Genomic DNA, 13,371 nt, shown 5'->3' on the forward strand with positions numbered 1-13,371 from the left:
CGAAAGGCGTGGAACTGCCACCGCCTCGGCAGTAGGAACGGTCCCACTGGCGGAACTGTGGCCGCGGAATCGCACGCCGATCAACAGCTTGCTGACGATCTGACCAGGAACGTGACCGGATCGGTGCCGCGAACGGGTAGCGTTGTCGCTGATCATGTCTGTCGAGCACGGGAGTGTGCATGGAAGTCTGGCCCGGTAACCCCTATCCGCTGGGTGCCACCTATGACGGGACGGGCACGAACTTCGCCCTGTTCAGCGAGGTCGCCGAGAAGGTGACCCTGTGCCTGATCGGCCCCCGCGGCAAGGAGGAACGCGTCGAGCTACAGGAGGTCGACGGCTACGTCTGGCACTGCTACCTGCCGCACGTCCAGCCCGGCCAGCGGTACGGTTACCGGATCGAGGGGCCCTACGATCCGGCCCAGGGGCTGCGCTGCAACCCCCAGAAGCTGCTGCTCGACCCGTACGCCAAGGCCGTCGCCGGGGCGATCGACTGGGACGAGTCCCTCTTCCCCTACCACTTCGGTGATCCGAACTCCCGGAACGACGAGGACTCCGGCACGCACATGATGCACGGCGTCGTGATCAACCCGTTCTTCGACTGGGACGGGGACCGGCTGCCCCGGATCCCGTACCCGAAGTCGGTCATCTACGAGGCGCACGTCAAGGGTCTGACCCAGCTGCACCCGGAGGTGCCGGAGGAGCAGCGGGGCACGTACGCCGGTGTCTACCACCCGGCGGTGATCGCCCACCTGCAGAAGCTCGGCGTCACCGCGATCGAGCTGATGCCGGTGCACCAGTTCGTCAACGACTCCACCCTGCTGGACAAGGGCCTGTCGAACTACTGGGGCTACAACACCATCGGCTTCTTCGCCCCGCACAACGCCTACTGCTCGACCGGGGACCGGGGCGCCCAGGTGCAGGAGTTCAAGGCGATGGTCCGCGCCCTGCACCGGGCCGGCATCGAGGTCATCCTCGACGTCGTCTACAACCACACCGCGGAGGGCAATCACCTGGGGCCGGTGCTCTCCTTCAAAGGCATCGACAACCCGGCCTACTACCGGCTGGTGGAGGACGACAAGCGGTACTACATGGACTACACGGGCACGGGAAACACCTTGAACGTGCGTCACCCGCATTCTCTGCAGCTGCTGATGGACTCCCTCCGCTACTGGGTGACGGAGATGCACGTGGACGGCTTCCGCTTCGACCTGGCCTCCACTCTGGCTCGCGAGTTCTACGACGTGGACAAGCTGTCCACGTTCTTCGAACTCATCCAGCAGGATCCGGTCGTCTCCCAGGTCAAGCTGATCGCCGAGCCGTGGGACATCGGCCCGGGCGGCTATCAGGTGGGCAACTTTCCGCCCCAGTGGACCGAGTGGAACGGCAAGTACCGGGACACCGTCCGGGACTTCTGGCGCGGTGAGCCGTCCACCCTGGGTGAGTTCGCCTCCCGGCTCAGCGGCTCCGCCGATCTGTACGAGCGTTCCGCCCGCCGACCGGTGGCCTCGATCAACTTCGTCACCGCGCACGACGGGTTCACCCTGCGGGACCTCGTCTCCTACAACGAGAAGCACAACGAGGCCAACGGCGAGGACAACAACGACGGGGAGTCCCACAACCGGTCCTGGAACAGCGGGATCGAGGGGGAGACCGACGACGAGGCCGTGCTCGCCCTGCGCGCCCGGCAGCAACGCAACTTCATCGCCACCCTGCTGCTCTCCCAGGGCGTGCCCATGCTGCTGCACGGCGACGAGCTGGGCCGCACCCAGGGCGGGAACAACAACACCTACTGTCAGGACTCCGAGCTGACGTGGATGCACTGGGACAAGGCGGACCTGCCCCTCGTCGAGTTCACCGCCGCCGTCAACAAGCTGCGCGCCGATCACCCCACCTTCCGTCGCCGGTACTTCTTCGACGGCCGGCCGGTGGAGCCGGGCACCAAGACGTCCCTGCCGGACATCGCCTGGCTCAACACCGACGGCACCAGCATGGTGCCCTCGGACTGGGACAACGCCCTGAGCCGGTCCTTCGGCATGTGGCTCAACGGCAACGGCATCCAGGGTGTCGACGCAACGGGTCGGGAGATCACCGACGACAACTTCCTGCTGTACTTCAACTCCAGTCCCGAGCCGGTGACCTTCCACCTGCCGCCCGCGGACCTGGGCCAGAAGTGGGCGGAGGTCATCGACACGGCCGGCACCGCGGAGGAGGACGTGGTGCACGAGGCCGGCCAGGAGTGCGTCGTCGCCGAACGGTCGATGGTCGTGCTGCGCGCCTTCATCGAGCCGGAAGTCGAACCCGATCACTCCGTCGCCGCGTCGCTGGCCGTGCTGACGCAGAACACGACGGAGGCGCAGTCCTGACGGCCGACCGCCCCCCGCCCCCCACGGATCCCGAGGACATGAAAGCACCGCGTTCGACCTACCGCCTGCAGATCCATGAGGGATACACCCTCACCGACGCGACCGAGCAGCTGGACTACCTCCGGCAGCTCGGCGTGGACTGGGTCTACCTGTCGCCGATCCTTACCGCGGAGAAGGGGTCGACCCACGGCTACGACGTGACCGACCCGACCACCGTGGACGAGCCCCGGGGCGGGGCGGCCGCTCTGGAGGCGCTGGCCACCGCGGCGCACGACGCCGGGATGGGCGTGCTCGTCGACATCGTGCCCAACCACCAGGGGGTGGCCACCCCGGCCGACAACCCGTGGTGGTGGTCGGTGCTGGCCGAGGGGCACTCCTCCCCGTACGCCCGGGCCTTCGACATCGACTGGGACGCCAACGACGGCCGGCTGCTGCTGCCCGTGCTCGGCTCCGCCTCGGACGTGCAGAGACTCCAGCTGGTCGACGGGCAGTTGGCCTACTACGACCACCGGTTCCCGGTCGCGGCCGGCACTGCGGACGACGGCGCGGACGCGGCCACCGTGCACGGCCGGCAGCACTACGAACTGGCGGACTGGCGGCGCGGGGACGCGGAACTGAACTATCGGCGGTTCTTCTCCATCGCCACCCTCGCCGGGGTCCGGGTCGAGGACGCCGAGGTGTTCGACGCCTCCCACGCCGAGATCCGGCGCTGGGTGGCCGACGGCCTGGTCGACGGGTTACGGATCGACCATCCCGACGGGTTACGCGACCCCGCGGCCTACCTGGACGCGCTCGCCGACGCCACCGGCGGGGTGTACGTGCTGGTGGAGAAGATCCTCGAACCCGGGGAGCGGCTGCCTTCCGGCTGGGCGACGGCGGGCACCACCGGCTACGACGCGCTCGCCGACGTGGACCGGTTGTTCACGGACCCGGCCGGGGAGGCCGGCCTGGACGCCGTCACCGGCGCGGTCGACTGGCCGCAGCTGATCCACGGCACCAAACGCGACTTCGCCGACCACACGCTGTTGGCCGAGACCCGGCGCCTGGTGCGGGAACTGCCCGCCGACACCGGGCTGGACCCGGCCAGCGCCCAGGACGCCCTGGCGGAACTGCTCGCCTGCTTCCCCGTCTACCGCAGTTACCTGCCCGAGGACGGCGCCGCGCACCTGCACGAAGCGGCGCACCTGGCCGTCGACCACCGCCCCGACCTCGCCGACGTCGTCGACGTCTTGGTCGGCCTGCTGCAGGACGAGACCCAGCCGGTGGCACGCCGCTTCCAGCAGACCTCCGGCATGGTGATGGCCAAGGGCGTCGAGGACACCGCGTTCTACCGGTACACGCGCCTGACGTCCCTGACCGAGGTCGGCGCCGATCCCTCGGTGTTCAGCATCGGCGTCGACGCGTTCCACGCGAAGATGACCGAGCGGGCCGCCGCGTGGCCGCTGGCGATGAGCGCGCTGACCACCCACGACACCAAACGCAGCGAGGACACCCGCGCCCGGATCTCGGTGCTCTCCGAGATCCCGGACCGCTGGGCGCACACGTTCACCCGGTTGCAGGAACTCGTGCCGATCCCGGACGCCCCGATCGCGAACCTCGTGTGGCAGGCCGCCGTCGGAGCCTGGCCGATCAGCCGGGAACGGTTGCGGGACTACGCCCTGAAGGCCGCCCGCGAAGCCGGCACCAGCACCACGTGGACCGACCAAGACACGGACTTCGAGGCCGCCCTGACCGCCGCCGTCGACGCCGTCCACGACCGGCCGGAGGTCACGCGCACCATCGAGGACCTCGTCGGTGCCATCGAGGCACCCGGCTACCGCAACGCGCTGGCGGCCAAGCTGGTCCAGCTGACCATGCCCGGCGTCCCCGACGTCTACCAGGGCACCGAGTTCTGGGACTTCTCCCTGGTCGATCCCGACAACCGGCGGCCCGTCGACTACGCGTCCCGGGCCACGGCCCTGGCCGAACTCGAGTTCGCCGCGCAGCCCGAGATCGGGCCGGACGGGGTCGCCAAACTGCACGTCGTGCGGACCGCCCTGCACGCCCGCCGGGATCGGCCCGGGCTGTTCACCGGCTACCGTCCGGTCAGCGTCGCCGGCACCGCGGCCGACCACGTCGTCGCCTTCGATCGCGGCGGGGACCGTCCCGGTGCCGTCACCGTCGCCATCCGACTGCCCGTCGGTCTGGCGGCCCGCGGCGGTCTCGGCGATACCGTGCTCTCCCTCGCCGTTCCGACCGTCGACGCGCTCACCGGGCGAGCGGTTCCCGCCGGCCAGGTGCGCGCCGCCGACGTCCTCGGCGACCTCGGGATCGCCCTGCTGCTGCCCACCGGAGGAGACCCCGCATGAACCGGAACCGATTCGACGTCTGGGCACCGTTCGCCGAGCAGGTGACCCTACGGGCTGACGGCCGTGACCTGCCGATGCACCGAGCGGGGTCCGACGGCGCGGAGGACGCCTCGTCCGGCTCCGGCTGGTGGACCCTCGCCTCCGCGGACGCCCCCACCGGGGAGGTCGACTACGGGTATCTGCTCGACGACGACCCCACGCCGCTGCCGGACCCGCGCTCCCGCCGCCAGCCGGACGGGGTGCACGGCCTGTCCCGGACCGTCGACCCGTCCTCCCACCGGTGGAGCGACGGCACCTGGGCCGGACGCCGGCTCGCCGGCTCCGTGCTGTACGAGTTGCACCTGGGCACCTTCACCCCCGAGGGCACCCTGGACGCGGCGATCGACCGGTTGGACCACCTCGTCGACCTCGGCGTCCACGCGATCGAACTGCTGCCCGTCAACGGCTTCAACGGGGAACACAACTGGGGGTACGACGGCGTGGCCTGGTTCACCGTGGCGGAGGTCTACGGGGGACCGGCCGCCTACCAGCGCTTCGTCGACGCCGCCCACGGGCGTGGGCTGGCCGTGATCCAGGACGTCGTCTACAACCACCTCGGGCCGTCCGGGAACTACCTGGGCCGGTTCGGCCCCTACCTGCACTCCTCCGCGGTCAACCCGTGGGGCGACTCGATGAACCTGGACGGGACCGACTCGGACGAGGTCCGGGCCTACATCCTGGACAACGTGGCGATGTGGCTGGGCGACTACCACGTGGACGGGCTCCGGCTGGACGCCGTCCACGCCCTCGAGGACCGCCGCGCGGTGCACCTGCTCGAGGAGATCAACCGGGTGGTGGACACCATCGGGGTGGCGACCGGCAAACCGCTGTTCGCCGTCGCCGAGTCCGACCTGAACGACCCGCGGATGATCACGCCGCGGACCGAGCACGGCCTCGGCTGTGCCGGCCAGTGGAGCGACGACTTCCACCACGCGGTGCACGCCGCCGTCACCGGTGAGACCGTCGGCTACTACGCGGACTTCGCGCCGCTGTCCGCGCTGGCGAAGGTGCTGCGGGACGGCTTCTTCCACGACGGGACGTACTCCTCGTTCCGGGGCCGGCACCACGGGCGCCCGATCGACCCGTTCACGACGCCCGCGTGGCGGCTGGTCACCTGCATCCAGAACCACGATCAGGTGGGCAACCGCGCCACCGGGGACCGGCTCTCGGCCACCCTGCCCTACGATCGGCTGGCGGTCGCGGCGGTGCTCAACCTGACCGCGCCGTTCACGCCCATGCTGTTCATGGGGGAGGAGTGGGGCGCGTCCACGCCGTGGCAGTTCTTCACCGCCCACCCCGAGCCTGAGCTCGGCGAGGCCGTGTCGAAGGGCCGGACCAGCGAGTTCGCGCAGATGGGCTGGGACGAATCCACGGTGCCCGATCCGCAGGCGCCGAGCACGTTCACCAACTCGAAGCTGAACTGGGCGGAGGCCGCCGACGGCGATCACGCCCGGCTGCTGGCCCTGTACCGCTCGTTGATCGACCTCCGGCAGGCGACGCCGGAGTTGACGCAGCCGGACTTCCGGTCGATCTCCGTCGACTTCTCCGAGGAGGAACGGTGGCTCGTGTTACGGCGGGCCGGGATCGCCGGGGCCGGGGACGTCGTGGTCGCCGTGAACCTGGGTTCCTCCGAGCGGTCCGTGCCGGTGGGCGACGTCGACGAGGTGCTGCTGAGCACCGTCGAGGGCGGCCTCGCTCACGGGGATGCCGGGATGCCGGGGTGGTCGGCCGTGGTGCTGCGCACCAGCATCTGAGCGGCGGCGACGGCGCCCGGCGGATCCGGCCTAGTGGCGCTTTTTCCCGCCGCCGATGAGCAGGGATGCGGCGATACCGGCCATCCACACGTCCTTGGCCAGGGCGGTGCCCTGCTGGGTCGGCCGGATGCCGTCCTGCTGGGTCATGCCCTCGGTGCGCAGGTACATGGTGAGCATGCCCGCCGAGAAGGCGCCGAGCGCGAGGCCGGCGAGGCGGGCCGGCACGGCCGGGAACAGCAACGCCGAGCCGACGGCGATCTCGGTGTAGCTGAGCATCTTGCCGAAGGTCTCCGGCTTCATGTCCTTCAACTCCGGGATGGCGTTGCTGGCCATGCCCTGCAGCCCGGCCGCGGAGCCACCGTCGAGGTCCCGCTTGCCGAGCCCCGAGTTGAGGATGAAGGCACCCGTCACCAGTCGCAGCGGAATGTTGCTCAGTTTCATGCCTGTCTCCCGGTCTCGTGATCGTGGTTGTGGGGCCCACCGGCCTCAGCCCCAGCATAACGACCCGCGTCGAGGGCGGAAGCGTCCTCACGGACCGTACTCGGCTCCACCACTGATCGAACCGCTCGACCGACTCCGCCGGACAATCCGCCCCCGGCGTCCGACCGCGAGGATGCGACGACGGCGGCGTCAGCCGCGACGGGTCCGCAGCATCGGCCGTTCCCCGCCCGGGCGCGCCTGCGGACGCATCGTCATCGCCTCCTCGTAGTGGCCGATGAGCTGGTCGCACAGCACCGGCCAGGTGCGCTGCTGCACCGAGGCGTGCGCGGCCCGGGCGAACGCGGCACGCTTCGCGTCGTCGCCGGCCAGGTCCAGCACCCGTTCCCGCAGGCCCACCAGATCGCCGGGTCGGTACAACCACCCGGTCCGGGAGGAGTCCACCAGGTCCAGCGGGCCGCCGCGGCCCGTCGCCACGACCGGCACGCCCGAGGCCATTGCCTCCTGAATGGTCTGGCAGAACGTCTCCGACTCGCCGGGGTGGACGAAGACGTCCAGGGAGGCGACGACCCGGGCGAGGTCTGTCCCGGATCGGAAGCCGGCGAACCAGGCGCCCGGCAGTCTCTCGCGAAGCGCTTCCTTCAAGGGACCGGATCCGACGACGACGAGCCGCACCCCCGGCACGTCGGTGAGCACGGCCAGATCCTCCACCTGCTTCTCGGCCGCCAGCCGGCCGACGTAGCCCACCAGCCGTTCGCCGTTCGGTGCCAGCTCCGCCCGCAGCGCGTCGTCCCGCCGGTTCGGGTTGAACCCGGTGGTGTCCACCCCGCGGCCCCACCGCCGCAGCCGGGGGATCCCGTGCTTCACCAGCTGGTCGTGTGCGAACGTGGACGGCACCAGGGTCAGGGTCGCCGCCCGGTGGATGTCCTGCACTCGTTGCCACAGTCGCGGTTCGAGCCACGGCACCCCGTACCGGGTGGCGTAGGCCGGCATCTCCGTCTGATAGACCGCCACCGTCGGGACGCCGAGCTGGTCCGCCGCCAGCACGCCGCGCCACCCCAGCACGAACGGGGACGCCACGTGCACGACGTCGGGCGCGAAGTCGCCCAGCAGCCGTCGGACCCGCCCCACGGTGCCCGCCGCCACCCGCACGTCCGGATATCCCGCGAGCGCGAACGACGGCAGCCGGCGAACGGGGAAGCCGTGCACCTGTGCCGGCCCCTCGTCCTCGAACACCACCGAGGACAGCACCGCGGGCAGCACCGCGGGCAGGAACCCGGCGAGCTGGTCGGGCACGTAGGGGGCCACGGTCGAGCCCGACGGCGCCACGACGAGCACGTCGTCGCCGCGCCGGGCGAGATGCTCGAGCACGTGCAGGAGGGAGTTGGTGACGCCGTTCATGTGGGGCAGGAAGGATTCGGCCACGATCGCGATGCGCACGCGCCCAGCGTCACCGGTGGAAGCGACGGGCCGTCCAGGTGCCGGCAACGCGTTCGTGAACCTCCCGTGAACCCGCATCGCCTCTCGACACACCGGGACACGTCCCGGCGTGCCGAGAGGGGCGTTTCGGCGGGTCGGCGGCGTTGCCTGCCCGGTCCTGGCGTCACCCGGTGGGACCATGATGTCGATGAAGATGACACTGGGGCCGCGCGGTCACCGCCACCTGCCGATGCCGCTGTGGTTGCAGGGCGCCGTCGTGTTCCTGCAGGCCGCCCTGATCAGCGCGGTGCTGGTCCTGGTGCCGGTGTTCGCCGCCTGGGGCGCGGGCGGTTTCGCGGATCGATCCGCCGTCTCCGCTGCACGGCTCGCCGGTCAGGTGTGGCTGCTACTGCACGGCGCGCCGCTCACGGTGTCCAGCGGCGGGGGCACCGGCCTGTTCTCCCTGATCCCGCTGGGCGGCACGCTGGTCCCCCTGCTGCTCGCCTGGCGTGGTGGCCGGCGCCTGGCACGCGCCTCCTACACCGACCAGCTGTGGCAGGCCGTCCTCGGTGCCCTGGGCGTCTACGCTCTCGCCGGCGCCGCCACCGCGTACATCTGCTCCACGCCGGAGGTGTCGGTCCCGACGCCGGTCGGTGCGCTGGTCCCGCTGGTCCCGGTCGCCGTCGGCCTGATCGCCGGAGCCAGGCGCGAGGCCGGTTCCTGGTGCCGGCTCGTGGGCGTCGACACGGCCGCCCGGATCGCGCGCAGCAGCCAGCGTTCACGCTGGGCGGGATCGTACCTGCGGTCGGTGCTCCGGGCCGGCTGCCTCGCGGTGCTGGCGACCCTTGCGGCCGGCGCGGTGCTGCTGACCGTCACCCTCGCGGTGCGCTGGGCCGACGTCATCACGATCACGGAGGCCTTGCACCCCGGTGTGGTGGGGTCCACCGCTCTGACCATCGGCCAGCTCTCCGTGTTGCCGAACCTCGCCGTCTGGGCGGCTTCGTACGCTTCCGGAGCGGGCTTCCAGCTCGGCACCGGCACCACGGTCAACCCGTTCACCACCGACCTCGGCGCCCTGCCCACCGTGCCCGTCCTCGGTGCGGTACCGACGTCCACCTCCGCCTTGGCCCTGCTCACCCTGCTGATCCCCGTCGTCGCGGGCATGCTCGCCGGCTGGTGGTTCCTGCGGGAGGCCGAGAACCACCTGGACGACTGGCTCGCCCTGCGGATCCGCGTGCGCTGGGTCTCCGCGCCCCTGTCCACGCTCGCCCTGGCTGGTGCCGTCGGGGTCGTCGCCGGGCTGCTGATGGGCCTGGCGGCCCGGCTCTCCGGCGGCGGTATCGGCCTCGGGCGCCTCACCGATCTCGGCCCCCCCGTCGGTTCGACCGCCGTGCTCATCGCCGCCGAGGTGGCGGTCGGAGTGGTCATCGGCTACGTCGTGGGCCCGTGGCTGGAGCGCCAGCCGCCGCTCGAGGAGGTGCCCGCGCGGGACCCGGTCTCGGCGACCGTCGAGGTCGAGGACCTGCAGCCGAGCTCCTGAGCCGCCGTCACCGCACCTGTTCGGCGAACTCCTAGACTGTGCGCATGCGTCTGCTCGTCATGGTGTCCGGTTCGGGGACGGGACTGCAGTCGGTCCTGGACGCGGTGGCGGACGGAGCGCTCGACGTCGATGTCGTCGCCGTCGGCACCGACGTGCCCGGCTGCGGCGGTGTCGATCGTGCCGCCCGCGCCGGCGTGCCGACCTTCACGGTGCCCCGCGGGGGATTCGTCGACCGGGCGGCCTGGAACGAGGCGCTCGAGTCGGCCATCGCCGAGCGGGATCCCGACCTCGTCCTGTTCGCCGGCTTCATGCGCATCGTCGGACCCGACGTGGTTCGCCGCTTCCGCATCATCAATACGCACCCGGCACTGCTACCGGCTTTCCCGGGCGCCCACGGGGTACGCGACGCGCTGGCCTACGGCGCGAAGGTCACCGGCGTCACCGTGCACGTCGTCGACGACGGGGTGGACACCGGCCCGATCCTCGCCCAACGTGCCGTGGACATCCGGCCGGGCGAGGACGAGGGGTCACTGCACGCCCGGCTCAAGGAGGTCGAACACCGGCTCCTCCTCGACGTCCTCACCGGCCTGACCGCATCGGGACCAGCCGCCGGAGCCGCCGGAGCCCCCGGAGCCGCCGCCGGAGCCGACGTCGCTCCCGCCGACGTGAGTTCCCCCTGAGGAACCGGCCGTGAACGTCGACGGGCCGCCGGGAGAAGCCGGTTCCGCCCGTGCGCAGCGGGTGACCATCTACGACGTAGCCCGGGCCGCGGGGGTGGCTCCGTCGACCGTGTCGCGGGCCTTCGCCCGGCCCGGCCGGGTCACCGCGGCCACCGCCGAGAAGGTCAGGCAGGCGGCCGACCAGGTCGGGTACCGGCCGGAGATGACCCAGCGACGCGGCCCCGCCGAGCGCAGGCGCGCTCGCACCATCGCCCTGCTGGTCGCCGACATCACGAACCCGGTGTTCCTCGACATCATCCGCGGCGCGGAAGAAGCCGTCACGGCCGCCGGCTACACCTTGCTGCTGGCCAACACGCAGGAATCGGACCGGCTCGAGCGGGGCATCCTGGAGCGGGTCCTGGACTCCGTGGACGGTTTGCTGCTGACCAGTTCCCGGATGCCGGACGCGGGGATCCGGTTGATCGCCCGGCAGAAGCCGACGGTCGTGCTCAACCGGTTCGTCACCGGCGTGCCCTGCGTCGTGGGGGACAGCACCGGCATCCGGCGCGCCGCCGAGCTGTTCGCCACGATCGGGCGCACCCGGGTGGCCTACCTCGCCGGGCCCGAGGCATCGTGGGCGAACGGCGTGCGCTGGCGCGCTCTCGTCGACGCCGCTCCCGGCCTTGCGCTGTCGGTCCGGCAGCTGGGCCCCTTCGCCCCGGACATCGCCGGCGGGGAGGCGGCAGCCGCCACGTGGCTGACCCGACGGACCCCGGCCGTGCTCGCGTACAACGATCTGATGGCCATCGGGTTCCAGCGCGCCGTGCTGGCCGCCGGCCTGCGCGTGCCCGAGGACGTCGCCGTCGTCGGCTTCGACGACTCGGTCCTCGCCGGCCTCGTCGTCCCCGCCCTGACCAGCATCGGCACCCCGCTGGTGCGGATCGGCGCGACCGCCGTCCACCATCTGCTCGCGCTCGAGCGCGGCGGCCACCCGGCGGTGGACCGGCCCGTGCTGCTGCCCACCCGCCTGGTCGAACGCAGCTCGACCCCCGCCCGGCCCGTCCCCGGCGCGCCCCGCTGAGGCCGCTCGGCTGAGGCCGCTCCCGGCGAGCTTGCCGACTCGACGTGCCGACTCGGTCCGGCCTGCGGGCGGCAACTGCTGGAAACTTCTTCGTCCGTGATGCGGACGCGCCCACCATGGTGAGACAGGCCACGTGCAGTACCGCGGGCCGCGGCCTCTCGGCCGAACCGTTCTCATCCTCCGGAGTCCTCGGACTCCGCCGTGGGCAAAGGAGCCCTCATGAAGCAGCCCAGCGCCGCCGTGCCGGCGGCCCCGATCGACGCCGCGCACCGGCCGCTGCCCTGGTGGCAGGTCGCCGGTTACGGGGCCGGTGACGCCGCCAACAACGTCGCGTTCACCACCACGACGATGTTCCTGCTCGTCTACTACACCGACGTCGCGGGCATCTCCGCTGCCGCGGCGGGCACCCTGCTGCTCGTCGTCCGCATCTTCGACGCCTTCGCCGACGTGTTCGCCGGCCGGGTCGTCGATGCCGCGAAGGTGACCCGCTGGGGCAAGTTCCGGCCGTTCATCGCCTTTGGGTCGATCCCGCTATTGATCCTCGCGTTCCTCAGCTTCCAGGTCCCTGCCGTCGGGCAGTCGGGCATGCTGGTCTACGCCTATCTGACCTATGCGGGCATGGGACTGGCGTACTCGCTCGTCAACATCCCCTACGGTTCGATGGCGGCGGCGATGACCCAGGTCAGCGGCGACCGTGCCAAGCTGGCCGCCGCACGCGTGGTCGGCGCGACCCTCGTCAGTGCGGCGCTCGGCACCTTCGTCTCGCCGCTGCTCAAGGCGGGGGCGGATCTGCAGGGCATCTTCACGACCGTGCTGCTCGTCGCGATCGTCATCGGCTTCGCGCTCTACATGGTCTGCTTCTTCACCGCTCGCGAGCGCGTGCAGCGGCCCGTGGCCCGCGTCTCGTTGCGGGACAGCCTCCGCTCGGTCGGCCGGAACAAGCCGCTGCTGCTCCTGATGCTCTCGTCGGTGCTGTTTCTCAGCGCCTTCCTCGCCCTGAACACCGTGCAGCTGTTCTACATCCGCGACGTGCTGCGCGCCCCGGGCCTCTTCCCGGTCCTCGCGCTCATCCAGCTGGTCCTGACCTTCGCCTTCGTCGCCGTCATGCCGTCGCTGGTGCGCCGCTTCGGCAAGAAGACCCTGTACATGGCGTTCGCTGGGCTCGTCGTCGTCGGCGGGCTGATCGTGTGGCTCGCCCCGCACAGCACTCCCGCGGTCGGCTTCATCGGCCTGGTCATCTCCTTGTTGGGTGTGCTCGCGAACAACGTGGTCGTCTTCGCGCTCGAGGCGGACACCGTGGAGTACGGTGAGTGGAAGACCGGTGTCCGGTCGGAGGGTTCGATCTACGCGGTGTTCTCCTTCACCCGCAAGTGCGGTCAGGCCATCGGCGGCGGCATCGCCGGGTGGGGCCTTGCTCTCGGCGGCTACGTCGCCGGCGCCGCACAGCAGTCGGACCGGGCCCTCGGGGGGATCCAGACCACGGCCGGGCTCGTCCCCGCGGTGCTCTCCCTGCTCGCCCTGATCGTCATGCTGGCCTACCCGCTCACCGACCAGGTGCACGCGGACATCGTCGACGAGATCCGGATCCGCCGCGAGACCGGCCGGATCCCCGTCGTCCTCGAGGAACAGCTGGAGCGCGAGACCGGGTCCCACCCGGGCCGGCAGACCCCGCCCGACGGCTCGACCCGGTGAGCATCACCGCACCACCCGCACCACGCAGAAGGAGACCG

At 71.2% G+C, this 13,371-nt stretch carries 9 protein-coding genes; 7 read left to right on the top strand and 2 right to left on the bottom strand.

Translation table 11 applies throughout. The features are described from left to right. Window positions 1–179 precede the first annotated feature (179 nt). From glgX to treZ, 3 genes are read left to right on the top strand one after another with little or no spacing between them, the layout of a single operon-like run. The gene (gene glgX, locus BKD30_RS13815; protein WP_076705500.1) at window positions 180–2,363 is read left to right on the top strand and encodes a glycogen debranching protein GlgX; all 2,184 of its coding nucleotides are present in this window, start codon (window positions 180–182) and stop codon (window positions 2,361–2,363) included. 38 nt (window positions 2,364–2,401) lie between these two features. Continuing rightward, window positions 2,402–4,711: a malto-oligosyltrehalose synthase gene (gene treY, locus BKD30_RS13820; RefSeq protein ID WP_076705502.1), complete on the top strand. Its 2,310-nt coding sequence runs from the start codon at window positions 2,402–2,404 to the stop codon at window positions 4,709–4,711. Beyond that, a complete protein-coding gene (gene treZ / locus BKD30_RS13825; protein ID WP_076705504.1) occupies window positions 4,708–6,504 on the top strand; it encodes a malto-oligosyltrehalose trehalohydrolase in 1,797 nt (598 codons plus the stop codon). The genes treY and treZ overlap by 4 nt, the downstream gene beginning before the upstream one ends. Before the next feature lie 30 nt (window positions 6,505–6,534). Here treZ and BKD30_RS13830 read toward each other — a convergent pair whose 3' ends face one another. Together BKD30_RS13830 and BKD30_RS13835 are read right to left on the bottom strand one after the other, a co-directional pair. Then, complete coding sequence (locus BKD30_RS13830; protein WP_076705506.1) at window positions 6,535–6,945, bottom strand: hypothetical protein; 411 nt, start codon at window positions 6,943–6,945, stop codon at window positions 6,535–6,537. 189 nt (window positions 6,946–7,134) lie between these two features. After that, window positions 7,135–8,382 carry a glycosyltransferase family 4 protein gene (locus BKD30_RS13835; protein ID WP_076705508.1) on the bottom strand — a complete coding sequence of 416 codons (1,248 nt, stop codon included), beginning with the start codon at window positions 8,380–8,382 and terminating at the stop codon, window positions 7,135–7,137. A gap of 187 nt (window positions 8,383–8,569) precedes the next feature. Between BKD30_RS13835 and BKD30_RS13840 the strand changes: the two genes are divergently transcribed. The 4 genes from BKD30_RS13840 to uidB all read left to right on the top strand — a co-directional run bounded on the left by BKD30_RS13840 (window position 8,570) and on the right by uidB (window position 13,333). Continuing rightward, window positions 8,570–9,901: a cell division protein PerM gene (locus tag BKD30_RS13840; RefSeq protein WP_076705510.1), complete on the top strand. Its 1,332-nt coding sequence runs from the start codon at window positions 8,570–8,572 to the stop codon at window positions 9,899–9,901. Window positions 9,902–9,945: 44 nt separating this feature from the next. Next, window positions 9,946–10,581 carry a phosphoribosylglycinamide formyltransferase gene (gene purN / locus BKD30_RS13845; RefSeq protein WP_076705512.1) on the top strand — a complete coding sequence of 212 codons (636 nt, stop codon included), beginning with the start codon at window positions 9,946–9,948 and terminating at the stop codon, window positions 10,579–10,581. A 10-nt stretch (window positions 10,582–10,591) separates the two neighbouring features. Then, entirely contained in the window at window positions 10,592–11,641 is a 1,050-nt protein-coding gene (locus BKD30_RS13850) for a LacI family DNA-binding transcriptional regulator (RefSeq protein ID WP_076705514.1), read from the top strand. 219 nt (window positions 11,642–11,860) lie between these two features. Continuing rightward, the gene (gene uidB, locus BKD30_RS13855) at window positions 11,861–13,333 is read left to right on the top strand and encodes a glucuronide transporter (protein WP_076705516.1); all 1,473 of its coding nucleotides are present in this window, start codon (window positions 11,861–11,863) and stop codon (window positions 13,331–13,333) included. Window positions 13,334–13,371: the final 38 nt, after the last annotated feature.

This window comes from Tersicoccus phoenicis, assembly GCF_001968835.1.
GTDB classification, from domain to species: domain Bacteria; phylum Actinomycetota; class Actinomycetes; order Actinomycetales; family Micrococcaceae; genus Tersicoccus; species Tersicoccus phoenicis.

Coding starts and splice junctions, on each gene's coding strand:
- treZ (WP_076705504.1), top strand. CDS start 4,708: ATGAACCGGAACCGATTCGACGTCTGGGCACCGTTCGCCGAGCAGGTG.
- treY (WP_076705502.1), top strand. CDS start 2,402: ATGAAAGCACCGCGTTCGACCTACCGCCTGCAGATCCATGAGGGATAC.
- BKD30_RS13840 (WP_076705510.1), top strand. CDS start 8,570: ATGAAGATGACACTGGGGCCGCGCGGTCACCGCCACCTGCCGATGCCG.
- BKD30_RS13830 (WP_076705506.1), bottom strand. CDS start 6,945: ATGAAACTGAGCAACATTCCGCTGCGACTGGTGACGGGTGCCTTCATC.
- glgX (WP_076705500.1), top strand. CDS start 180: ATGGAAGTCTGGCCCGGTAACCCCTATCCGCTGGGTGCCACCTATGAC.
- purN (WP_076705512.1), top strand. CDS start 9,946: ATGCGTCTGCTCGTCATGGTGTCCGGTTCGGGGACGGGACTGCAGTCG.
- uidB (WP_076705516.1), top strand. CDS start 11,861: ATGAAGCAGCCCAGCGCCGCCGTGCCGGCGGCCCCGATCGACGCCGCG.